The 21,266-nt window shown below is 63.3% G+C and carries 23 protein-coding genes and 1 other RNA gene; 13 read left to right on the forward strand and 11 right to left on the reverse strand.

The window, feature by feature from the left end; all coding sequences use genetic code 11:
- Positions 1–10 precede the first annotated feature (10 nt).
- A complete protein-coding gene (locus VEI45_RS08655; protein ID WP_324852166.1) occupies positions 11–1,195 on the reverse strand; it encodes a cytochrome P450 in 1,185 nt (394 codons plus the stop codon).
- 82 nt (positions 1,196–1,277) lie between these two features.
- On the opposite strand from VEI45_RS08655, the gene VEI45_RS08660 reads away from it, so the two are divergent.
- The gene (locus tag VEI45_RS08660) at positions 1,278–2,048 is read left to right on the forward strand and encodes an SDR family oxidoreductase (RefSeq protein WP_324852168.1); all 771 of its coding nucleotides are present in this window, start codon (positions 1,278–1,280) and stop codon (positions 2,046–2,048) included.
- A 1-nt stretch (position 2,049) separates the two neighbouring features.
- Positions 2,050–2,793: an SDR family NAD(P)-dependent oxidoreductase gene (locus tag VEI45_RS08665; RefSeq protein ID WP_324852170.1), complete on the forward strand. Its 744-nt coding sequence runs from the start codon at positions 2,050–2,052 to the stop codon at positions 2,791–2,793.
- 18 nt (positions 2,794–2,811) lie between these two features.
- Here the strand turns inward: VEI45_RS08665 and VEI45_RS08670 are convergent, their stop codons facing one another.
- The 3 genes from VEI45_RS08670 to VEI45_RS08680 are packed head-to-tail and all read right to left on the reverse strand — an operon-like array spanning position 2,812 to position 5,256.
- Positions 2,812–3,654 (reverse strand): TauD/TfdA family dioxygenase, encoded by an 843-nt coding sequence (locus VEI45_RS08670; protein WP_324852172.1) that lies wholly within the window; start codon positions 3,652–3,654, stop codon positions 2,812–2,814.
- 14 nt (positions 3,655–3,668) lie between these two features.
- On the reverse strand, positions 3,669–4,583 hold the full coding sequence (locus VEI45_RS08675; protein ID WP_324852174.1) for a TIGR03564 family F420-dependent LLM class oxidoreductase: 915 nt from the start codon (positions 4,581–4,583) through the stop codon (positions 3,669–3,671).
- Positions 4,584–4,641: 58 nt separating this feature from the next.
- A complete protein-coding gene (locus VEI45_RS08680; protein WP_324852175.1) occupies positions 4,642–5,256 on the reverse strand; it encodes a TetR/AcrR family transcriptional regulator in 615 nt (204 codons plus the stop codon).
- 162 nt (positions 5,257–5,418) lie between these two features.
- Here VEI45_RS08680 and VEI45_RS08685 point away from each other — a divergent pair, with 162 nt between their 5' ends.
- The gene (locus tag VEI45_RS08685; RefSeq protein ID WP_414687433.1) at positions 5,419–5,976 is read left to right on the forward strand and encodes a nuclear transport factor 2 family protein; all 558 of its coding nucleotides are present in this window, start codon (positions 5,419–5,421) and stop codon (positions 5,974–5,976) included.
- Positions 5,977–5,990: 14 nt separating this feature from the next.
- Here the strand turns inward: VEI45_RS08685 and VEI45_RS08690 are convergent, their stop codons facing one another.
- Positions 5,991–6,566 (reverse strand): carboxymuconolactone decarboxylase family protein, encoded by a 576-nt coding sequence (locus tag VEI45_RS08690; RefSeq protein WP_324852177.1) that lies wholly within the window; start codon positions 6,564–6,566, stop codon positions 5,991–5,993.
- Positions 6,567–6,749: 183 nt separating this feature from the next.
- Here VEI45_RS08690 and VEI45_RS08695 point away from each other — a divergent pair, with 183 nt between their 5' ends.
- The 9 genes from VEI45_RS08695 to VEI45_RS08735 all read left to right on the forward strand — a co-directional run bounded on the left by VEI45_RS08695 (position 6,750) and on the right by VEI45_RS08735 (position 16,151).
- Positions 6,750–8,051 carry a cytochrome P450 gene (locus VEI45_RS08695; RefSeq protein WP_324852179.1) on the forward strand — a complete coding sequence of 434 codons (1,302 nt, stop codon included), beginning with the start codon at positions 6,750–6,752 and terminating at the stop codon, positions 8,049–8,051.
- Positions 8,052–8,085: 34 nt separating this feature from the next.
- Positions 8,086–8,829, forward strand: coding sequence for an SDR family NAD(P)-dependent oxidoreductase (locus tag VEI45_RS08700; RefSeq protein ID WP_324852181.1), 744 nt, complete (start codon positions 8,086–8,088; stop codon positions 8,827–8,829).
- Between the two features lie 64 nt (positions 8,830–8,893).
- Entirely contained in the window at positions 8,894–9,316 is a 423-nt protein-coding gene (locus VEI45_RS08705) for a hypothetical protein (protein WP_324852183.1), read from the forward strand.
- A gap of 241 nt (positions 9,317–9,557) precedes the next feature.
- Entirely contained in the window at positions 9,558–10,061 is a 504-nt protein-coding gene (locus VEI45_RS08710) for a DUF2505 domain-containing protein (RefSeq protein WP_324852185.1), read from the forward strand.
- A gap of 597 nt (positions 10,062–10,658) precedes the next feature.
- Positions 10,659–11,627 carry an enoyl-CoA hydratase/isomerase family protein gene (locus VEI45_RS08715; protein WP_324852187.1) on the forward strand — a complete coding sequence of 323 codons (969 nt, stop codon included), beginning with the start codon at positions 10,659–10,661 and terminating at the stop codon, positions 11,625–11,627.
- Between the two features lie 11 nt (positions 11,628–11,638).
- Positions 11,639–12,556, forward strand: coding sequence for an alpha/beta hydrolase (locus VEI45_RS08720; RefSeq protein WP_324852189.1), 918 nt, complete (start codon positions 11,639–11,641; stop codon positions 12,554–12,556).
- A 153-nt stretch (positions 12,557–12,709) separates the two neighbouring features.
- Positions 12,710–13,723: an NADP-dependent oxidoreductase gene (locus tag VEI45_RS08725; protein ID WP_324852191.1), complete on the forward strand. Its 1,014-nt coding sequence runs from the start codon at positions 12,710–12,712 to the stop codon at positions 13,721–13,723.
- A 2-nt stretch (positions 13,724–13,725) separates the two neighbouring features.
- On the forward strand, positions 13,726–15,438 hold the full coding sequence (locus tag VEI45_RS08730; protein WP_324852193.1) for a GMC family oxidoreductase: 1,713 nt from the start codon (positions 13,726–13,728) through the stop codon (positions 15,436–15,438).
- Between the two features lie 2 nt (positions 15,439–15,440).
- Positions 15,441–16,151, forward strand: coding sequence for a TetR/AcrR family transcriptional regulator (locus tag VEI45_RS08735; RefSeq protein ID WP_324852195.1), 711 nt, complete (start codon positions 15,441–15,443; stop codon positions 16,149–16,151).
- A gap of 38 nt (positions 16,152–16,189) precedes the next feature.
- On the opposite strand, the gene VEI45_RS08740 is transcribed toward VEI45_RS08735, so the two are convergent.
- The 3 genes from VEI45_RS08740 to VEI45_RS08750 are packed head-to-tail and all read right to left on the reverse strand — an operon-like array spanning position 16,190 to position 18,850.
- Complete coding sequence (locus tag VEI45_RS08740) at positions 16,190–17,044, reverse strand: SDR family NAD(P)-dependent oxidoreductase (RefSeq protein WP_324852197.1); 855 nt, start codon at positions 17,042–17,044, stop codon at positions 16,190–16,192.
- A gap of 56 nt (positions 17,045–17,100) precedes the next feature.
- A complete protein-coding gene (locus VEI45_RS08745; RefSeq protein ID WP_324852199.1) occupies positions 17,101–17,964 on the reverse strand; it encodes an alpha/beta hydrolase in 864 nt (287 codons plus the stop codon).
- A gap of 52 nt (positions 17,965–18,016) precedes the next feature.
- Positions 18,017–18,850: an alpha/beta hydrolase gene (locus VEI45_RS08750; protein WP_324852201.1), complete on the reverse strand. Its 834-nt coding sequence runs from the start codon at positions 18,848–18,850 to the stop codon at positions 18,017–18,019.
- Between the two features lie 220 nt (positions 18,851–19,070).
- Between VEI45_RS08750 and VEI45_RS08755 the strand changes: the two genes are divergently transcribed.
- Positions 19,071–19,655, forward strand: a complete 585-nt coding sequence (locus tag VEI45_RS08755) for a TetR/AcrR family transcriptional regulator (protein ID WP_324852203.1) — start codon at positions 19,071–19,073, stop codon at positions 19,653–19,655.
- A gap of 102 nt (positions 19,656–19,757) precedes the next feature.
- Here the strand turns inward: VEI45_RS08755 and ssrA are convergent.
- The 3 genes from ssrA to VEI45_RS08770 all read right to left on the reverse strand — a co-directional run.
- Positions 19,758–20,125, reverse strand: a transfer-messenger RNA (tmRNA) gene (gene ssrA, locus VEI45_RS08760).
- A 98-nt stretch (positions 20,126–20,223) separates the two neighbouring features.
- Positions 20,224–21,069: a maleylpyruvate isomerase family mycothiol-dependent enzyme gene (locus tag VEI45_RS08765; protein ID WP_324852205.1), complete on the reverse strand. Its 846-nt coding sequence runs from the start codon at positions 21,067–21,069 to the stop codon at positions 20,224–20,226.
- A gap of 22 nt (positions 21,070–21,091) precedes the next feature.
- Positions 21,092–21,266: EamA family transporter (locus tag VEI45_RS08770; protein WP_324852209.1), on the reverse strand; the 175-nt coding region annotated here is incomplete at its 5' end.

The following is a 21,266-nucleotide window of genomic DNA, read 5'->3' on the forward strand; positions in this document are numbered from 1 at the left end:
TGCTCGACGGTCAGCTGACGATCGCGGGCATGGTGTCCCAGCCGCGAACGGTCGCGGTTCGTGATCGGCGAGCGTTATCGATGTCGATGTCCCACTTGGGAAAGCGGCTGAGTACCTCATCGAGAGCGATGCGCCCTTCGAGTCTGGCCAGCGGCGCGCCAAGGCAGAAATGGGCGCCGCGACCGAAGGTCAGATGGCCGCCGGGTTTGCGGCGAATGTCGAAACGATCGGGATCGGCAAACTGATGCTCGTCACGGTTGGCCGAGGCCAGCATGAGCAACAGCGCGCTGCCCGCCGGGACCGTCTGACCGTGAAACTCGACATCTCGCGTGACATATCGGGCGACGTGGGGACCGGGCGGTTCGTATCGCAACAGCTCTTCGATCGCCGACGGGATAAGCGATCGGTCTTCTACGATCTCTTGGCGCTGATCAGGGTGCTCGGCCAGTACCTTGCCCATCCAGCCGAAGAGCCGGCCGGTCGTCTCCACACCGGCCCCCGCGATGACCGCAAGGAAGATCAGCAGTTCGCCGGTGCTCAGCCGCCGTGTCGTGCCTGACTGGTCCTCAAACTCGACGGCGAGCAACTCGGTGATCAAATCGTCGGAGGGGTTCTTCTTGCGCCACTTGACGTAATCGCTGAACATGTCGCCGTCGAAGTAATGATCCTTTTTCACCGGCAAAGGTTGGCCCGGCGCGTTGCGCAGCACCCGGTGCGCCTCGGCACGAACTGAGGGCTGGTCGGCGTCGGGGATACCTACCAGCATGCCGATTGTCTTCATAGGAAGTTCGGCACCCAGATCCCTTACGAAGTCGAATTTTTCACAACCGATCAGTGGATCAAGACAGGCGGCGCAGAAAGCCCGGACCTTGTCTTCGAGCGCTTTCATCTTTTTTGGCATGAATGCTCGCGACACTAGCGCCCGATGAATGGTATGCAGCGGCGGGTCCTCATTGATGAACACTCCAGGCGGCATCACCGGGTCGGTCTTGACTACTTCCAGGATGTCACCTTTGGCCGAGCTGAGCCGCTGCGGATCGCGCAGTGCAGCGTCGACGTCGGCGTACCGGCTCAGACCCCAGAAGTCGTGGCGCTCGTTGTAATACAAGGGCGCCTCATCGCGCAACTGCCGGTAGACCGGGTAAGGGTTGACATCGATGTCGAGATCCCACGGGTCGTAGTACAGGTCGCTCAACGTCCCTCCTCGTCCATGACTGTACGAGAGTACAGCATCTGCTGTACGCTCGTACAGTCGGTGTGGACGGAGGAATGGTCAAGTGAGCAATCGGTTCTCTCTCGAAGGTCGAGTTGCAGTGATCACCGGAGGCGGTACTGGAATCGGGCGAGGCTCGGCCTTGGTGCTCGCCGAGCACGGAGCCGATGTCGTGCTCGCCGGTCGACGTCGCGACCCACTCGAATCGACCGCCAAGGAGGCACAAGCTCTCGGGCGGCGGGCACTCGCGGTGTCCACTGACGTCACCACTGCCGAGGCATGTCAAGGCCTTATTGACGCGACGCTACAAGAGTTCGGTCGAATCGACATCCTGGTGAACAACGCCGGGGGTGCTGAAACCAAATCAATCTTGAAGTGGCCCGACGACGACTTCGACCATGTCATCGCGCTGAACTTCGGCGCGGTCTGGCATCTGTCGCGCGCCGCGGCCAAGCCGATGCTCGAACAGGGCAAGGGGGCGATCGTCAATATCTCTTCGGGAGCAAGCCTCGTGGGCATGCCGCAGGCCGCGCCCTACGGTGCGGCCAAGGCGGCGGTGAATAACCTCACCGCCTCGATGGCCGCTGCTTGGACAGGAAAGGGGCTCCGGGTCAACACCATCGCCGTCGGTGCGGTTCGTGCCGCGACGCTGATCGACGACGCGGCACGGTATGGGCTCGATCCGGAGGCAATCGGAATGACTAACGCATCAGGGCGCCTGGGCGAACCCGATGAGATCGGCTATGGCGTGTTGTTTTTCGCGTCTGATGCGTCGAGCTTCTGTTCGGGTCAGACGCTGTTCATGCACGGTGGCCCGGGACCGGCAGGCATCTAAAATGACGCGAGTCGCAGTGGTCACCGGGGGCGGATCGGGCCTGGGGCAGACGATTTCAGAGTATTTGGCACACGATGGGCGTCGGGTCGCAGTGCTGGATATCAACGGCGAAGCTGCCGACAAGGTTTCATCTGATCTGACTGGCAGAGGAGCAAACGCGATCGGGGTACAGGTTGACGTATCCGATCCCGACGCCGTGTCAATGGCTTTCGAGAGTGTCCGAAACAACCTCGGTCCAATTGAGGTTCTGGTCACGAGCGCGGCGGTTGCCGGATTCACCCGCTTCGACGAGATCGGATTCGACGAGTGGAACAGGTATCTGGCCGTCAACCTCACCGGCACATTCCTGTGCCTGCAAGCCGCTCTTCCAGATATGGTCGCAGCGCAGTGGGGCCGCGTGGTCACGATCTCGTCGGCGGCCGGCCAGACCGGTTCGATACGGCAGGGCCATTATTCGGCGTCCAAAGGCGGAGTCATCGCCTTGACAAAGACCGTTGCGTTGGAATACGCCGCCAAGGGAATCACGGTCAACACCGTTCCGCCGTTCACGGTCGACACCCCGATGTTGCGCGAGGCTCAGAGCGCGAAAAAGCTTCCACCGAGCGAGATCCTGGCCAGGGCGATTCCTGCGGGGCGACTGGGCACCGGTGAAGACATTGCGGCCCTCTGCGCGTTCTTGTGTTCAGACTCGGCGAGTTATATCACCGGCCAGGTTATCGGTGTCAATGGTGGCGCTGTGATCTGAGGTGGGCAGTCCGCCTCATCAGGAAGCGGTGACGGGTTCCTCGCCCACCAGCGTGGTGCGGTGCATCAGCCGGACCGACGTGGGCTCGAACGGCAAGGCGCGGTGCAGCATACCCGTGTTGTCCCACATAACGAGGTCACCCTTGCGCCACTTGTGACGCAGCGTGAACTGGGGTTGTGTCGACCAATCCACAAGGCGGTCCAGCAGCGCGCGCCCCTTCTTGGCAGGCCAGCCTACGATCTCGTCCGCGGTGGCACCCAAAAGCAGCGACTGGCGCCCATTGCTACGCGTCCAGACCAGCGGATGCACTCGGGTGGGGACGCGATCCCACGACCGCCGTTGGTCGTCGGTTGCGTCTTGGTTGGCCAGGGATTGCGCGTGCGCAAAACTGTGCACGACCTGCAAATCGGCGATCTCGGCACGCTCGTCGTCTGTCAAGGCGGCGTGCGCAGCATAGGTGTTGGCGAACTCGGTGTCGCCGCCAGCCGGATCTACTGCGCGCGCCGTGAGAAGTGTTGCTTTTTGCGGGTATTCGTCAATGGCGCCGTCGATGTGCCAGTGGAAATTTCCCTGCCGGTATGAGGCCAACAATGCGTTCGTCTTGGTCGGATCCAGAGTGATGGTTTGGATTTCCGGGTAGTGGTGCTCGCCGGTTGGCTGCACTACGAGCTTTCCGAGCAGCTGGCTAAATGCCAACAATTGTTCGTCGCTGATGTTGACCTCGCGGTAGACCACGACACCGTGCTCGTCGAGGGCGTGCTGCGCTTCTGCGGCAGTTTGAGGCTCGACCAACTGGTCCGCGGTCATGCCGATGATCTCTAGGCCTACGGTAGGCGTAATCGCATTAATGGTGACCGGCATTGTCTGCTCCTTTGTTATGACACCAGTTCGCGCAATAGATCGGTCGTTCGCCGCACCGACTTGCGTTTGTCTTCGCCAACGGCAAACACCGCTGCCCAGATGTCGGTGGCGCCGGCATCAAGCAGCGACTGCAACTGGGCACGCACTGATGCCTCGTCTCCGACTACGGCGGCCTCGGCGGGATCGGTCGCACCACCGATCGTCAAAATGCGTTGATAGTTGGTCATGCCCGAGTACATGCCCGAGGATGCGGCCGCTGCCGCTCGCGCCTCTGCTTCGTCGTCGTGGACGGCCACGGGCAAGCCGGCCACGATACGGGGTGGTTGCCGACCGGCCGACGAGGCGGCGGCGTGCAATTTGGGAACGACGTGCGTGGCGATCGCACGTGTCGATGCCATCCACAACACGACTCCATCGGCCAGCTCACCTGCAACGCGCAGTAACCGCGGACCCAGCGCCGCTAGCAAGACCGGTACTCGCTGTTGAGGTTTCACGCCACGTCCCTGCATGTGCACCGACCAGTCGTCGCCATCGAAATCGACATCCTGGCCACGCAGCAGCGCGGTGATGATCCGAAGGTACTCCTCGGTGTTTCGTCCCGGGTGCTCATAGGACAGCCCGTATACGCCGCGGATGAGCGGCTCGTGTGAGGGACCGATCCCAAGGGTGAAGCCGGGGCGGCCGATGGCGTCAACCACCGATGCGATCCGCTTGGCCTGCAACAGCGGATGGCACGGGTAGGTCTGTAGCACCGCGGTGCCCAGCTCGATCGAGGTGGTCTGCGCACCCGCGAGCGCCATCGCGACCAGAGGGTCGCCGCACACTTCGCTGGCGTACCACAAGGAACTGAATCCGTCTGCTTCGGCTTGTTGAGCCTGCGCGACGATCCGCGCGGTCGATGAACCACCACCGGTCAAACCGATACGCATGCTGTACGACAGTACAGCACGAGGTGTGCTGTACACCAGTACAGCATGCTGCGGATGGCTACGAGCGCGATCGGCGCGAGGAGGCCTTGAGCTTGCGGGTGCGGGACTTCGGCTCCATGGAGTCGAGATACTTTTCGAACGCCGCCACAAGTTGGCGGTGCCCCATGCTCACGTCAATACTGTCTTCCAGGCTGAGGTATTTGGGCAGGCTCGTCAGCAACAGCGCCATGGCGTCGGGCGTGAACCTGTCATCAAGGAAATTGGTGTTGCCGTATTTCCTTTTTAGAGCTTGGAGCTGGGCTCGGCGAATCTTCTCGGTTCCTTCGGTGATCTCGGCGCGCACCGTTGGCCGGTGGTTGCCCAGCGCCATCAGTTCCATGCTCAGCCCGCCGGCGGCCTCGCTCCGGCTGTATTCCCAGAGCACACGCAGTGGCTCATCCGGGCGCCGCTCCAGTGCGTCTGTCCAGCGGGCGATGTCGCGTTCAATCAAGCGCCTGATCAATGCCGCGAACATGCTGTCGAGGGTGGGAAAATAATACTGGATCAGGCTCGAGGTCACGCCGGCTTTGTTGGCGACCGCCCGGTAGCTGACCCCCGCGTAGCCCTCATCGAGCAGCAGCCCCTCGACGGAATCGAGCACCGCATCGCGAGTTTTCGATGTCTCTGCGCCCACACGGCGATTGGTTACCGTGGCCCCCACCTCCCGATCAGTATGCCGAACGGCTACGCTCGCCCATGTTGTTACTGTACGATCGTACAGCACGCACTGCCGTCGCGGGCATTTGAGCCGCCTTGAAGGTTACGGCACCTGCGTGTCAGTCCAGAGGAGATCACGATGGAAACCGAGCTAACCGCCGTGAAACGGGATGTCGCCTACCTGATGGATCGCACTACGATCATGGACTGCATCGCCGGTCACGCACGTGGTTGCGACCGCCATGACCTTGATCTGATCGCCGCGGCCTATCACGGCGACGGCATTGACGAGCACGGCAGCATGACCAACTTGGGCGCTGAGTACGGTGATTGGGCCAACCGCACACATGCGGCGACATCGCAGGTCCACACGCACAACATCACCACTCACAGTTGTGAGATCGACGGCGACAACGCCCACGCCGAAAGCTACGTCATAGTGGTGCTATTGAGTCTTGACGGCCGAACCGCTCAGTTCATCAGCGGTCGATATATTGACCGGCTGGAGCGGCGGGACGGGCGCTGGCGCATAGCAGTTCGCAGATCAACGGTCGAGGTGATGTTCCTGGCCGACGCATCGGTGCTGCAGTCGTCGTTCTTCAAAGACACGGGGTATCCGGTGGGCACTCGAGACCGCAGCGATCTGTCCTACCAGCGCCCGTTATCCATCGACACGCCGGCACCTAAACGGTGGTAGGCGGCCAGCGATCCCTACATTGACTCGGCGAGGCCCTCTCGCAGGTCATCGTCGAGTTCGATACCCAGGGAGTTCACCATCCACGCGACCGTCGCGTATGCACCGGCGGTGAAGATGATGTCGAGAATCTGCCGAGCGTCCAAGTGCTCGATCAACACCGCCCAAGTTTCGTCCGCGATCACACCGTCGCGGTCCAGTTCGCCGACCGCGCGTAACACACCTGCGTCGAGCTTGTCCCAAAGCGGCGCATCTGGTCCCCAAGCGATCCAAGCGATTTCGAGGTCAGTCAAACCTGCGTCGCGGGCCAGGAACACATGCTGCGCCCACTCGTAGCTGCAGTTGCGCAGCACGGCCATGCGCATGATGACCAGTTCGCGTTGGCGTGCAGGCAGGGTTGTCGTCCGTAACAGATGGCCGTTGAGGGTGAAGAACGCCTTCGCAAGGGCTGGATGGTGGGCGAGCGCACCCAGAATGTTGGCGCCCCGACGACGGTTGTCGCCGGTCAGCGAGTGCCGGTGCCCAGGTGGGGTCATCGCCACCAACGCATCGCGCATTTCGGGCGGCCAGTTCTTCACCGGCAATGGTCCCATCCGTGTCATCGTGTCAGTCCCTCCACGTGGTTCGGCGAGCACGAGGCGCAACAGTTTGACATCGGTTGTTCCTCACAGATGTGTTTCCGAGCTGTACGACTACCCTTGTGCCCTACGACCGTATAGGCTATACAGGCGTACAAACATTGGGAAGATCCCGTGCCTCGACCAGAAGGGACAGCTGTGGAAAGTGTGGGAGCCCGATCGGCCGCGGACGCTGTGGACTTGGAGGTCGCCGACTTCTTCACCGACACCGAATTAGTCAGTGACCCTTACCCGTACTTCGATGCGCTACGGTCGCGTTGCCCAGTGCACCCGGTGGCCCATCCCGGCGTTGTCGCGGTGACCGGCTACGACGAAGCGGTGGAGGTATACAAGGATGCATCGACGTTTTCGTCGTGCAATTCTGTGGGCGGCCCCTACCCTCCCCTGGAAGTACCGCCCAGGGTGCGCGACATCACTGAGGTTATCGAAGCGCGTCGTGATCAGTGGCCGATGAACGAGTTCATGGTCACGATGGACGGTGCGACCCACGAAGCCCAGCGCAGCCTATTGCGGCGCCTGTTGACCCCGCGCCGGCTCAAAGAGAACGAAGCTGCCTTAGTGGGCATTGCCGACCGTTGCATCGACGAATTCATCGGCACTGGTAGCTGCGAAGTCATCAGCGAGTATGGCAAACCGTTCACCACGCTGGCGATCGCCGACCTACTAGGGGTGCCCGAAGGGGATCGCGAAGAAGTCCGCCAGGTCTTGGCGGGCAGCACTATCGCCGTCGTTGGTGACGAGCAGACCCTTGCGGTCAATCCGCTGGAATTCCTGTTCGATAAGTTCCGCACCTACCTCGAGGATCGACGGCGCGAACCCCGTGACGACGTCCTCACTCAACTAGCCACTGCTACATATGACGACGGCTCACTGCCGGACCTCGATGCGATCGTGCGCACCGCCGCGTTCCTGTTCGGGGCTGGCCAAGACACGTCGGCGCGCATGCTGTGCTCCGCACTTCGGATCATTGCTGACAACAAGGATATTCAGGGACGCCTACGCACCGAGCGTGATCTGATTCCCGAATTCATCGAAGAAGTGCTGCGCCTGGAAAGCCCGACGATGAGTGACTTCCGGATGACTCGGGTAGACACCACGCTCGGCGGGGTTGACATTTCGGCGGGAACTACCGTGATGATTCACCCCGGTGCAGCCAACCGCGACGAGCGCCGCTTCCAGCAACCCAACGAGTGCCGCTTGGGACGTGCGAACGTGCGCGAACACATAGCTTTTGGCCGTGGCGCACATTCGTGTCCGGGCGGTCCGTTAGCTCGCGCAGAAGGGCGCGTCACGCTCGGCCGTTTCCTCGATCGCACGCGCGACATTTCGATCTCCGAACCCGACCATGGACCTCAGGGGCAGCGGCATTTTGACTACGACCCCACGTTCATCGTGCGTGGATTGAGCAACCTGCACATCACCTTTACCCCGGCCGAGTGAGACCGCTAGCCCCTCAAGAAAGAAGACAACAACCATGAGCAAGGTTGCCGTGGTGACCGGTGGCGCCTCGGGCATCGGTCAGGCGATCAGCCAACGTTTGGCCAAGTGCGGGAATAAGGTGGCCATCTTTGATCGGCAAGGCGAAAGGTTAAAGCTTCAAGTCGCGGCATTGCGGGACAACGGCTTTGAGGCAAGCGCGTTCAATGTAGATGTCACCGACCGCCCCGCGGTCGACTCCGCGGTAGCCTCGGTCCGCGACGAGTTCGGGCCTATCCAAATATTGGTGACCAGTGCCGGCGTCACCGCATTCGAGCCGTTCACCCAAATCACCCTCGATCAGTGGAACCGCACGTTGGCGATCAATCTGACTGGAACCTTCAACTGCGTGCAGGCCGCAATCCCCGACATGATCAGCGCCGGCTGGGGTCGGATCGTCACGATCTCCTCCGCTGCGGGACAAACGGGCGCACCGAATCAAGCTGACTATGTCGCCTCCAAGGGGGGCGTTATCGCGTTGACGAAGGCGCTGGCGTTCGAATTCGCATCTCACGGGATCACCGTCAACACGATCCCGCCCGGACTGGTAGATACGCCGATGGCGCACGCCGCCGAAGAGCAAGGCAAGTTGCCCAGCATCAAGGACCTTGGGGCCATGATGCCGCTCAAACGCGTAGGCACAGGGGAGGACATCGCGGCCGCATGCCAATTCCTCTGCTCAGATGAAGCGGGCTACATCACCGGAGCACAGATCAACGTCAACGGCGGGGTGTACATGTGAGATCTGAAATATCCATAGAGGTCCATGTCAGCACCCGCATTCGTAGTAGTGAAGGAGATTGGACGTGGGCGAAATGGGGCCATTGACAAGAAAAGTCATGCAGTATCAAGAGACCGTGCGGCAGTTGGTGCCGACGGTTAAGACAGCGGAAGACTGGGCCCCATTGGCCGCTCTGATCGCAATCGACCGCTTTGAACGGATCGGTACTTACCTCGAAGTCCAAAACTGGCAGCAATACGCCGAAATGTTGACCGGATGGGCTAACTCAGTCGATTCTTTCGAAACAACCGTGCGACGCGTGAACGAGCTTTCGGAACTCGTTTACTTCGAGATCGAAGAGCGACACTTCTTCGGCGGCCACGCGCATGTCGTGAACTCGATGAGTGTTTTCCAGTTCGACGCCGACGCGAAGATCTGTCACGTCGCCGTCTATCTGCAACAAGCTCCCCCAGAGACGACACATCGTCCCGGCGGCGCGACCACATAAAGAAGGGCCGCTAAGCCGCGGCCCTTCCGAGTGGAGCTGCCGGGAATCGAACCCGATGCCCTACCTGGGCAAATGCGTTCTGAACTGCCGGTTCGTTCCGTTTCGGTCCGATTCAGTCCCGTTCGTTACCTGCGGTTTCGTTCTCAGGTCTTGACGGCGTCAATCCACACTGGGTGCCCACAGGACCGGGTGCAGGGTAAGCGCGGCGGAGATGACCCTTACTTTGTAAGAATGGTTTGCTATGTCGCGTTCATTCGACAGCGTGACCGAATCGCCCGCCAGCGTTGAACAAATTCATGCGGCGTTCGGCCGCGAGGACTATTGGCTAGCCCGCATTGCGGCCGGTGACGCCACCACCACGCTGGATTCGCTGATCGTCGATGCCGACGGCACGGTGTCAGTGCGCGCCACCCAGCACCTGGGTCGCCAACTACTACCCGGACTGATTGCCAAACTCGTTCGCGGCGACCTGAAAATCGTGCACAGCGAGACGTGGAGACCGGACGGTAACGGCCAGGTACGCGGGCAGGTCAGCGTCTCGGCTTCCGGCGGGTTGGGATCAGGCCGTGCGCAAGGGTGGCTGGCGCCCGCGGGCAACGGCTCGCAACTGCGCCTCGCCGTGAAAGTGGAGGTCAAAATCCCGTTGATAGGCGGCAAACTCGAGAAGTCCATCGGAGCTAATTTGGCCGAGAGCATCCCTGCGGTGCAGCGTTTCACTACCACGTGGATCGCCGAACATGCATGACATTGGGCCTGCGAACGCGACACATAGTACGAACCTGTCGAGATCCTCCCGACTGCGACGGTCATCGTGGCCGCTGTTCGTCGGTGCGCTGAATTGTGTTGCTGTCCAGCCACTCCAACATATCCGACCAGCGGTGATCTTGACGCGAACTCCGAGCCGCGTGATTTTATGGCTTTGACCAGCATCTTCTCAGTGGAGCTGCCGGGAATCGAACCCGTGAGTTGGCCTGCAGAAATACCGTTTGACCTGCGTAGATGTGCGTGCAACTACGGCTGATTACGCCAAAGCACTTGGGATTACGCCGGATTTGTTGGCGGCGCCAACACGCAGACGGGGAAGATTACGCACGACGGCCTCGTTTGCCAGGGCACCCGGCGCTGATGGTCCAGTCATTGGAACGTGCTCGCGGAATGTCCATCGGACGCCGTTCAACCCCTGACCAGCGCCGAAGGATGATGTCATGGCCATCGCCTTGGCTCAGCGAGACCTTCTGATCGGCGACGCGGTCGCGCCACCGCGCCGCTGCTTGCCTTCCTTGTGTAACTTCGTTATGGTATTCTATAATTTCGTTATAGAGACCTACATGGAGGGACCGCAATGACACAGCAAGTACAGGGCGAGCTCGTGATCGAGGACCACGGAGCGGTGCTGGTCGCACGGGTGGACGGCGGGCCGCACAGCCTGTTCGGCATCCAAATCGCCAACCAACTCGATGCGCTGGTCGACCGCGCCGACCGCGACGCCAAAGTGCACGCTGTGGTGTTCACCGGCGCCCGCGAAGGCCGGTTCGTCAGCCACGCCGACGTGCGATGGTTGCAGGCCGAAGGTGCGGCGGTGCCGGAGTTGAATCGCCGTGCCGCCTCGGCCGCGCTGAGGCTGGCCCGCGGCATCGACCGGGCCCGGGCCCTGGACCCGGTGGTACAGAAGACCCCGCTGCGCGGGGTCGCCCAGCTCGACCGGCTGCACAACACGTTTCTGCGGATGAACGCCAGCGGCGTCATCTTCGTCGCCGCCCTCAACGGCTCGGCGCTAGGCCTGGGCGCGGAATTCGCCTGGGCGTGCGATCTGCGGGTAATGGCCGAAGACGAGAAATTCTTCATCGGCCAGCCCGAGGTCCTGCTGGGCATCATGCCCGGCGGCGGCGGCAGCCAACGCCTGACCCGGCTGATCGGCACCCACAAGTCGCTGGTCGCGATCTTGGAGGGCAAGCCGTTCACACCCGCCGAGGCTCTGGCCAACGGTGCAGTCGACGAGGTAGTGCCCACCGATCAGGTGGTGTCGCGGGCTGTCGAGGTCGCCGAGTACTTCGGCCGGCGCACCAAGGGCTCGGTCGAGGCGATCAAGCGCTCGGTCTACTTCGGCGGATCGATGTCGCTGCCCGAGGGCTTGCACGTGGAGCGCACCGAGTTCCTGGGCACCGACCAATCCCTCCGGGGCCAGCAGCTGATGCTGCAATACCTCGCCGACATCGACTCAGCCGGGGAGTTGCCGCTCTATCACGGTGACACGTACGACCAGGCCCTGGAATCGGGCGTGGTGCCCGCACTCGGCGCCAACGGCGCGTAGGTGACGCGTAAATGAGTGCCACGCAATCGTTCAGCCGCCACGACGCGTCGTTCGCCTCCGGCAGCGACACCTGCGCGGCCTGGCTCTACCTACCGACGGGCGTGACCGCACCGCCGGTGGTGATTTTGGGCCACGGCCTGGGCGGCACCCGGGAGATGCGCCTGGATGCCTTCGCCGAACGCTTCGCCCAAGCCGGCATCGCTGCGCTGGCGTTCACCTACCGGCACTTCGGTGACAGCACCGGCCAACCGCGCCAACTATTGTCGATCAAACGCCAGCTGGCCGACTGGGACGCCGCCATCTCCCACGTCAAGGGTCGCCGCGATGTCGACGGCACCCGTATCGCCGTGTGGGGCAGCTCCTTTGGTGGCGGCCACTCCATCACCGTTGCCTCGCGGCACCCCGAACTCAGCGCTGCGGTGGCCCAATGCCCGTTCACCGACGGGTTGGCGTCCGCGCTGGCGCTGGGACCACTGGCCTCGCTGAAGGTGCTGCCCTCCGTGGCCAAGGACTACGCCTCGATCCTGCGCCGGCGGCCACCGGCGATGATCCCGCTGGCCGGCCCGCCCGGGTCGCTGGCACTGATGAACGCCCCGGACGCGCTACCCGGCTATCAGGCGCTGCTAACGGCGGACACGACGTTCTGCAACGAGGTCGCCGCCCGCGTCGCACCGACCATCATGACCTATCGGCCCGGACGGGCGGCCCACAAGATCGCATTCCCGATCCTGTTCTGCATCAGCGACACCGACACCGTCACCCCGCCCGAACAGACCGAGCGCTACGCCAAGACCGCGCCGCGCGGGGAGATCAAGCATTACGACGCCGGTCACTTCGAGTTCTACCTCGGCGAACCGTTCGAGCAGCTGGCCGCCGATCAGATCGAATTCCTCACCCGCCACCTGCAGCCAGCCGGAGTTCGGTCGTGACCGCCGATCCCGCTGATGCCCTGGGCAGCCGGCTGCCGCTGGCCGATCCCGCGGCGCTATCCCCTTGAATCCCGTCGGCAAGACCGACAAGGCCCCGCTACGCGCCGCCCACGCCGCACCGGCGGCCCCCGCACCCGATCAGGAAGCAACACGATGAAGGCGTTCGCACTGACCCGCTACGGCAAGACCAACAACGTCGCCGCCGTCGAACGCGCCCAACCCGAGGTAGGCGACGACGACGTCCTGGTCCAGATCCACGCCGCCAGCATCAACCCACTGGACCTCAAGATCCGCAACGGCGAACTCAAACCGCTTCTGCCCTACACACTTCCGATCGTGCTGGGCAATGACCTGGCCGGTGTCGTGGTCAAGACCGGCCCGCATGTGCAGCGCTTCAAGCCAGGTGACGCCGTATTCGCCAAGCCCAACCAGGATCGCATCGGCGCCTTCGCCGAGTACCTCGCCGTCAACGAGGACGACGTCGCCCCCAAACCCGAACGCCTCGACATGACCGAAGCGGGGTCGCTGCCGCTGGTCGCGCTGACCGCCTGGCAGGCACTGGTCGTCAAGGCTCGCGTTCAACGTGGGCAGAAGGTGCTCATCCACGCCGGCTCCGGCGGGCTGGGTAGCATCGCCATCCAGCTGGCCAAGCACTTGGGAGCCACGGTGGCGACGACGACGAGCGCCGGCAACGCCGGCTGGGTCAAGGATTTGGGCGCCGACGTCGTCATCGACTACAAGACCCAGGACTTCGCCGACAAGCTGAGCGGCTACGACCTCGTGTTGGACACCCAGGGTGGTACCACGTTGGAGAAGTCGCTGCGAGTGCTCAAGCCCGGTGGCGCGGTGATCTCGGTGGCCGGACCGCCCGACCCGATGTTCGCGCGCGAGTTCGGGGCGAATTGGTTTCTGGTTCAGGCGATGCGGGCGCTGAGTTTCTCCATCCGACGCAAGGCCAAAAAACGCTCGGTGACCTACTCCTTCCTGTTCATGACCGCCAACGGCGAGCAGCTGCGCGAACTGGGTGCCCTCCTCGATGCCGGGGTGGTCCGCCCCGTCATCGATCGGGTTTTTCCGTTCGAGGACACGCTGGAGGCCCTGGCCTACGTCGAGAGCGGGCGCTCCAAGGGCAAGGTCGTCGTGACCATGACCGACGAAGGTCAGTGACCGTGACCGCCGACGTGTTCGACTTCGACTGGCTGGTCATCGGATCCGGATTCGGTGGCAGCGTCTCGGCGTTACGGCTGTCGGAGAAGGGGTTTCGCGTCGGTGTACTCGAACGGGGCCGCCGCTACGAGCCCGAAGATCTGCCCGCCTCGGCGTGGCAGTCCAACAAGTACACGTGGGCGCCGCGACTGGGCAAGCTGGGCATCATGCGGACCTCGATGTTCCGCCACGTCTTCTTCCCGTCCCAGAGCGGGGTCGGCGGCGGCAGCCTGGTCTACGGCGGAGTGCTGTACCGCGCCAAGAAGGAATTCTTCGACGCCGCCCAGTGGAATCACCTCGGCGACTGGGAGCACCTGCTGGCCTCGCACTACACCACCGCCGAGCGGATGCTCGGCGCCGCGCCGGTCCCGTTCGATTCAGTGCACCAGCAATGGATCCGGGAGATGGGCCGCCACTTCGGCACCGAGGACACCGTCACCCGGGCCCCCACCGGAGTGTTCTTCGGCGAGCCCGGCAAAACGGTGCCAGACCCCTACTTCGGCGGCGCGGGCCCCGACCGCACCGGCTGCATCCGTTGCGGCGGCTGCATGGTGGGCTGCCGGGTCGGGGCGGTGAACTCGCTGACCAAAAACTACCTGTGGTTCGCCGAACACAACGGTGTGCAGATCTTGCCCGAACACCAGGTCGTCGACGTCACCCCGCTGGGCAACCCCGACGGCAGCGACGGCTACCGGGTCACCACCGAACACCCCCGCGGCGGGCGCCGCCGCGACCGCCACACCTACGCCACCCGCGGAGTGGTGTTCGCCGGCGGCGCGCTGGGCACCAACGAACTGCTGGCCACCTGCAAACACGGCGGCTCGTTGCCCCGCGTCAGCGATCGGCTCGGCGAACTGGTGCGCACCAACAGCGAATCCGTGCTCACCGTGCTGCTGCCCGAGGACCGCGGCAGCTGGCGCGACGTCACCGCCAGCAGCAGCGTGCACGTCGACGCCGACACCAATGTCGAGTTGCTCACCTACGGACCGCACGCCGACATGCTCAGCCTGCTCTACACCGTGCTCGTCGGTGACGGCACCCGCATCACCCGGCCGCTGAAGTGGCTCGCCGCGATCGCCCGCCACCCACAGAAATGGCTGCAGACACTATGGCCAGTGGGCTGGAGCCGGCGCATGGTCATGTTGCTGGTGATGCAGTCACGCGACAACGCGATCTCGTTTCGCGCCCGCAAGCGCCGCTGGGGTCGCGGCTATCGACTGTCCACCGTGCAGAACAGCGACAACCCCAACCCCACCTACATCGAGATGGGCAACCAGGCCGCACGCTGGCTGGCCGAGCGCACCGGCGGCATCGCCCAGAGCAACGTACTCGAAGCAATCGGCAACATCCCCTCCACCGCGCACCTACTCGGCGGCGCCGTCATCGCCGACAGCCCCGCCCACGGCGTGATCGACAAGGACCTGCGCGTCTTCGGCTACCACAACATGCTCATCTGCGATGGATCGGCCATGCCGGCCAACCCGGGCGTCAATCCCGCCCTGACCATCACCGCCCTCGCCGAACACGCCATGGCCCAAATCCCCGCATCACAGCCGGCGCCCTCGCCGATCAGCCGGGGCGCCGGCCTCCAGACCGATTGGACAATGGTGATGACATCCGGTGCTAGTAGCCTCGACTCATCGCATCAAGGCACCCCCGGGGAGACAGGGACGTAACGATGCCCAAACCCGTCGAGGGTGCATCGAAATCCAAGTCTGGCATTCAGCCGAGGAACACTCGGCTGGACCGCGAGGCGGCGGTAGCCCGACTGGTCACTGCTGCCATCGCATTGCTGGCCGACAAAGGGCCCACCGAGCTTCGAGTCCGTTCGGTCGCGGATGCCGCCGGTATGTCGACGATCGCGGTGTATCACCACCTCGGCGGACTACCCGAACTCGTCAACGCTGTTGTCGAGCGGGGCTTCCACGACCTTGGTGATGCGTTTCGCGAGACACCCGCCACAAACGATCCCGTGACCGACTTGTTCGCCATGGCGTTGGCGTCGCGGCGGTTCGCCCAGGCTAATCCGCACCTCTACGATCTGATGTTCGGACTGTCCACCCGGGGCGGTTACCGTCCCGCCGACTCCGCCAGCAAGGTCCGGGCCGATAGTTTCCAGGTGGCTTACGCCCTGCTGATTGCGGCCTGTGACCGGCTCGTGTCGAGTGGCCGGGTGCGAGCCGACCAAGACCCCGAAGCAGTCGCGCCTCAACTATGGAGTGCCGTACACGGATTCATCACCCTCGAACTCGGCAATCATTTCGCTCATTTCCGCGATCCCGTCCGCCAAGTCCTACAACCCACCATGGTCAACATCGCAGTCGGACTGGGTGATGACCCCACGCTAGCGCTGGCGTCCCACGCCGCGGCGATGCGGGCAAGTCGCTAGCTCGGGAGGAGCCCTCTCCTCTTGATCACGGTCGCCCGCTACTTCGCTTCGAGTTCCCACAATGCGCGCTGAATGCCGTGGTCACGCACAAGTCGTGCATCGACGATAGGTCCGAGCACACCCCGCAGTGCCGAGACGGGGCGCCAACGCGCAGGAACGGCTACGGTGCGACGCCGTTGTTCGAGTCCGTTGACGATGGCGGCAGCAGCCGTCTCTGGCTGGATGCGTTTGACGACGAACTTCGGCATCGCCGAGAGGAGCGCGAGGACGTGCGGGTCCTCGTCGATGCCGTGATGGATCATGTCGGTCTCGATGAGTGAGAAGTACGCTGTCATGGCTGACGCTCCGTGGTTGGCCAGTTCGACGGCGAGGGCACGGCCGGCTTGCTCGACCGCCGCTTTGCTCATCGCGTACGGAATTGCCCCTGCACCGTTGAGATAAGCGAAAACCGAACTTATCAAGGCGATTTGGCCACGGTTGCGGATCACGGACTCGATCGTCGCGGAGACCGTGTTGGCGACGCCGATCACGTTGACCGACATCACACGATTCACGTCGTCGATGGTCAGTGTGCGAAACGTGCCGCCGCGTCCCATCAGGCCTGCATTGGCGATCGCGATATCGATGGGCCCGAACTCGTCCTCGGCATTGCTGACCGCGGCACGTACGGAGTCGGTCGCCGTCACGTCGCACTCGACGGGGAGCGCTCGCCCCCGAGGGAGTGCCTGGGCTGTCCGCTGCGCGGCGCAGAGGTCAATGTCGGCGAGGACAACCCGTGCGCCCCTTTGAGTCAATGTGGCGGCGGTCGCGGTACCGAGTCCTCCGCCGGCGCCGGTGAGGAAGACCACCTTGCCGGCCAGTGAGTACGTTCGCGTGCGCTTCATACGACGCATCTGCAACTCCTTCTGATCTGCTATCGGACAACGCAAACACTGTGTGTTCGAGGTGGCTATCGCTCGGCGAGGAACTTTGCGGCGATGGGTGCGAATTGTTCGTGGTACTGGAAGATGCCGCCGTGCCCGGAGTTGGGGTAGATGATCAGCTCGGATCCCGCGATGCGCCGATGCAGGTCGTCGGACAGCACCGAGGGCACCATACGGTCGTGGTCGCCGTTGGCGATCAAGGTGGGCTGGGTGATCTTCGACAGATCCGACGGCCTCGACCGACCGTAGGCCTTGATCGCCTTCAGTTGGGTCTGGAAGGCACTGATCTTGATATCTTCGTCGCGATCGGTGGTGCGTTCCTTGAGCCGGTTCACGAACTCCTTGCCGGCACGCTTGCCCGCAGCGTCGCGGTTGAAGAACAAGAACTCCTTGGGGTCCGAACGGGTCAACGTGGCCCGCAGCATGTCCCAATAGGTGACGCCGGCGACCTTGTCCATGTCCTTGCCGCCACGGGGCCCGGTACCGGTCAGGACGAGTTTGCGCACCACGTCGGGGTGCTTGAGCACCAGATCCTGGGCGATCATGCCGCCCATCGAGAACGAGAACACGTCGATCTTGTCGAACCCCAGCGCCTTGATGAAGGTGTAGGCGTCGTCGGCGGCCTGTTCGATGGTGCTGGGCACCTTGCCCGTGGACGCGCCCACGCCCTTGTTGTCGAAGGCGACGACGTGGCGGGTCTTGGCGATCGGGTCGACGATTCGCGGATCCCAGTTGTCCAGCGTTGCCCCGAGGTGGACGAAGAACACCACCGGGATGCCGCCCTTGGGGCCGAGTTCACGGTAGGCGTAGGTGGTGCCGCCGGCGGTCACCGTACGTGACGGTGCCTTGGCGTAGGAGGTGATGACGGAGTTGTTTGTGGTGCTGCTCATCAGGTGCTCGTTTCTGCGAGATCAGTGTGTTGGGGATGCCGCTGCGGGTTGCTCAGTCGGCGAGGAATCGGAGTGCGTCGGAAACGAAGGTCGCGTGGTGCTGGAATATCCCGCCGTGTCCGGAATCGGGGTAAATCTTCAGTTCCGCGTCGGGGAGTCGGCGCGCCATGTCCGCCGACAGGCTGCTGGCGACCATCAGGTCGTTGTCGCCGTTGGCGACCAGGACGGGCACGGTAATCCGCGACAGGTCATCTGGTGCAGCTTTGCCGCCGTTGACGATCGCCTTCAGCTGGGCCAGTCGCGCCTGCATTGAGATCTTCTTGTCCCGATCGAAGGTTCGCTCCTGGAGTCGGGTGAGGTACGCGGATGCGGCTCGCTTGCCATCCGTGGTGCGGGGGAAGAACAGGAACTCGCGCGGGTCCTTGCGTGACAGGAAGGCCTTGGCGTAGGCGACGGCGACGATCTTGCGCATCTCGTCGATCCCGCCGCCACCGCGAGGTCCGGTGCCCGCGAGAATCATGCGTCGGACAAGATCGGGCGCTTGAAGCGCGACCAGTTGGGCGACGCCACCGCCGAGCGAGAATCCGATCAGGTCCACCTTCACCAGCCCGAGGGCCCGGATGAAGGCGATCGCGTCGGCAGCCATCGCCTCGATGGTGTCCGGGACGACGGATCCGGATGCGCCGACACCACGGTTGTCGAACGTGATGACACGGTGGTGCGCCGCGATGCCGTCGATGACCCGGGGATCCCAGTCGTCGAGCACCGCAGTGAAGTGGTGCAGGAACACGACGGGCACCTCGCCATCGACGCCGAGTTCCCGATAGGCGAAGGGCACTCCGTTGACGTCGATCGTCTTGGTCGGGGTGTCTTTCCAGGTGAGCATTGTCGGCCCTTCCGTGTTGGTAGATGGTTCGGTTTCATCACGTCATCGGATTCCGCGTTTGCGCGCAGCGACCCTGTCCCGTTTCGCTTGAGCATCGCCAGGGTGGTGACGAGGCGACCGCGGTCCAGGTCGGGCTCCGGTTTTGATATTACGATCATACTATTATGGGTGTAATATCATTGTCAAGGTCGCATTTTCTCGACAGGCGGAGGTGAGTGCCGTGGCCAGATACGGTGTGGAGCACAAGGCGGAAACGCGTCGGCGCATCATCGAGGCAGCCGGCCGGCGACTCAAGCAGGACGGCATCGACGGGTCGGGTATTGCCGCAGTGATGTCCGATGCCGACCTCACCAATGGCGCGTTCTACGCGCACTTCGATTCCAAGAGCGATCTCGTCGCGCGTGTCGTCACTGATCAACTCGAACGGCAGCGCGTGAGTATCGGCGCGATACCGGCCAGTCGGGAAGCATTGGAAGACTTCATACGCGACTACCTGTCCGTCGCCCACCGAGACAACTACGCCGACGGCTGCCCTACCGCCGCGTTGCTAGCTGAGATCGGCCGCTGCGATGCCGCCGTCCGGGACGCGTATTCCAAGGGGGCGCAGTCAATCGTCCAGGAGATCGCCGCGCACCTCCCACCCGGGCGATCGGACGCGAATCAAATCCAAACCGCATTGGGCCTCTTCACCACCCTGGTTTCGTCCCTGCAACTCGCCCGCGCCGTCACCGATCCGGCGCTCTCCGAACAGGTACTTGCCACCGGCGTCCGAAATGCGCTGCGCGTACTCGACAGCTGGGAGTGACGGTCGCTGGCACTAGCTGCGAGCCCCACATCTGAAACAGCTCGCGCGATCTTGACGCGGATGCTGCGCCCGACAATTCTAGGCCTCTGACCAGCGCGTCCTCTGTGGAGCTGCCGGGAATCGAACCCGGGTCCTACGGCATTCCCTCAAGGCTTCTCCGTGCGCAGTTCGCTATGCCTCTACTCGGATCTCTCGGTCACGCGAACTAGCCGAGATGACGATCCCAGTCGCTGTGAGTGTCCCGATGAGTCCCGCGACCGAACTCATTGGTTGATCCCTCTAGCTGACGCCAGGGTCCGGGTCGAGGGCGTTCCCGGTCTGACGGACTAGCTGTCGCTTAGGCAGCGAGAGCGTAGTCGCGCTGATGTGAATCGGCGCTTATATAGTTGCAACGACGCTTACGGTGGTCTCTTGCCTGCACCGGCACGCTTCCCTTGATTCGATGCGCGAAGTCGAAACCGTTCAGCCCCTCGCATCCCGCCGACTTTCGGCAGGAATATCAATGGTACGCGATCTGTAACAACGAGTCCGCTAACAATCATCCCGTCAGCCCGGCGCCGTGACCTCATCAGATCGTGTAATTGAGGTGCTCGACGATGCGCGCGGCGACGTCCTCGTCACCGCTTAGCTCGACGCCGCCGGCGCCGGTATCCGCTCGGCCGCCGGCCAGCCGGGTGAACAGCACGCCGTTCACCCGAATCGTGGCTGTCGGTTGTTGACCGCCGAAGTCCTCCACCAACCGGGCACGACCGTCGACAACGACGCGGATCGTGCGCGCCAGCGGACCGGTCAGCTCGATAGCCACCCGCGACCCGTCCGGCGCCTTCCCGAGTTTGCCGACCACGAAGCCCATGCTGGTAGCCATCTCGTCGAGCGTCAGCCGCGCCGCCGGGCCGGCCAGCTCGGCGTCGGAGGCGGGTTTGCTCAGCCCATCCCGGATGTCCTGTTCATGCATCCAGCAGTCGAAGACCCGCACCCGCATGAACCGCCCATAACTGTCCGGGCCAACCGGGGTCAGGGTCGGCGCCTTCCAGTGGTCGACGGACATGTCGGTCAGGCGTTTGCGGCGATCGGCGGTTATCGTGCGGAACCGCTGCTGCAGGTCGGCGCCGGATTCTGCACACAGGTGACGCACCCAGCACTCGTTGGCGACGCCGACGTCATTGCGCACGTGGGCCAACGTCGACACATCGATATCGACCTCCGGTGTGCTGATTCCGTGCAGCGCCGATTCGGTGCCGATGATGTGAGCGACGACGTTGTGCACGCACCAGCCGGGCAGCGGCGTCGGCGTCTGCCACTGCTGCTCGGATAACCCAGTCAGTAATCGATCCAGACTGTCCCAGGTTTCGAAGAGACCCGAAAGCACGTCGGCCTTGTCGACTTCGGTGACCCGGCGCGCGGGGGTGCTCATGCCGCCTGATGGTAGACGGATGTCAGGTGGCGGCGATCATGCTTACCGACACCGCAGCCAGGATCATGCCGAGCGCCTGCCAGCGGGTCACCCGTTCGCGCAGCACGATGATCGCCAGGATGACGGTTGTCGCCGGGTACAGCGAGATCAAGATGCTGGCCAACGAGAGCATCCATCTCTGAATCGCCAGCAGCATG

Source organism: Mycobacterium sp., assembly GCF_035623875.1.
Classification (GTDB): domain Bacteria; phylum Actinomycetota; class Actinomycetes; order Mycobacteriales; family Mycobacteriaceae; genus Mycobacterium.

What these genes read in the sequence shown, in the direction of transcription:
- VEI45_RS08700 (WP_324852181.1), top strand. Translation starts at nt 8,086, where the DNA reads ATGAGCAAGGTTGCCGTGGTGACCGGTGGCGCCTCGGGCATCGGTCAG.
- VEI45_RS08690 (WP_324852177.1), bottom strand. Translation starts at nt 6,566, where the DNA reads ATGGGACCATTGCCGGTGAAGAACTGGCCGCCCGAAATGCGCGATGCG.
- VEI45_RS08670 (WP_324852172.1), bottom strand. Translation starts at nt 3,654, where the DNA reads ATGCCGGTCACCATTAATGCGATTACGCCTACCGTAGGCCTAGAGATC.
- VEI45_RS08665 (WP_324852170.1), top strand. Translation starts at nt 2,050, where the DNA reads ATGACGCGAGTCGCAGTGGTCACCGGGGGCGGATCGGGCCTGGGGCAG.
- VEI45_RS08720 (WP_324852189.1), top strand. Translation starts at nt 11,639, where the DNA reads ATGAGTGCCACGCAATCGTTCAGCCGCCACGACGCGTCGTTCGCCTCC.
- VEI45_RS08710 (WP_324852185.1), top strand. Translation starts at nt 9,558, where the DNA reads ATGTCGCGTTCATTCGACAGCGTGACCGAATCGCCCGCCAGCGTTGAA.
- VEI45_RS08685 (WP_414687433.1), top strand. Translation starts at nt 5,419, where the DNA reads ATGGAAACCGAGCTAACCGCCGTGAAACGGGATGTCGCCTACCTGATG.
- VEI45_RS08715 (WP_324852187.1), top strand. Translation starts at nt 10,659, where the DNA reads ATGACACAGCAAGTACAGGGCGAGCTCGTGATCGAGGACCACGGAGCG.
- VEI45_RS08740 (WP_324852197.1), bottom strand. Translation starts at nt 17,044, where the DNA reads ATGCGTCGTATGAAGCGCACGCGAACGTACTCACTGGCCGGCAAGGTG.
- VEI45_RS08765 (WP_324852205.1), bottom strand. Translation starts at nt 21,069, where the DNA reads ATGAGCACCCCCGCGCGCCGGGTCACCGAAGTCGACAAGGCCGACGTG.
- VEI45_RS08745 (WP_324852199.1), bottom strand. Translation starts at nt 17,964, where the DNA reads ATGAGCAGCACCACAAACAACTCCGTCATCACCTCCTACGCCAAGGCA.
- VEI45_RS08675 (WP_324852174.1), bottom strand. Translation starts at nt 4,583, where the DNA reads ATGCGTATCGGTTTGACCGGTGGTGGTTCATCGACCGCGCGGATCGTC.
- VEI45_RS08735 (WP_324852195.1), top strand. Translation starts at nt 15,441, where the DNA reads ATGCCCAAACCCGTCGAGGGTGCATCGAAATCCAAGTCTGGCATTCAG.
- VEI45_RS08750 (WP_324852201.1), bottom strand. Translation starts at nt 18,850, where the DNA reads ATGCTCACCTGGAAAGACACCCCGACCAAGACGATCGACGTCAACGGA.
- VEI45_RS08725 (WP_324852191.1), top strand. Translation starts at nt 12,710, where the DNA reads ATGAAGGCGTTCGCACTGACCCGCTACGGCAAGACCAACAACGTCGCC.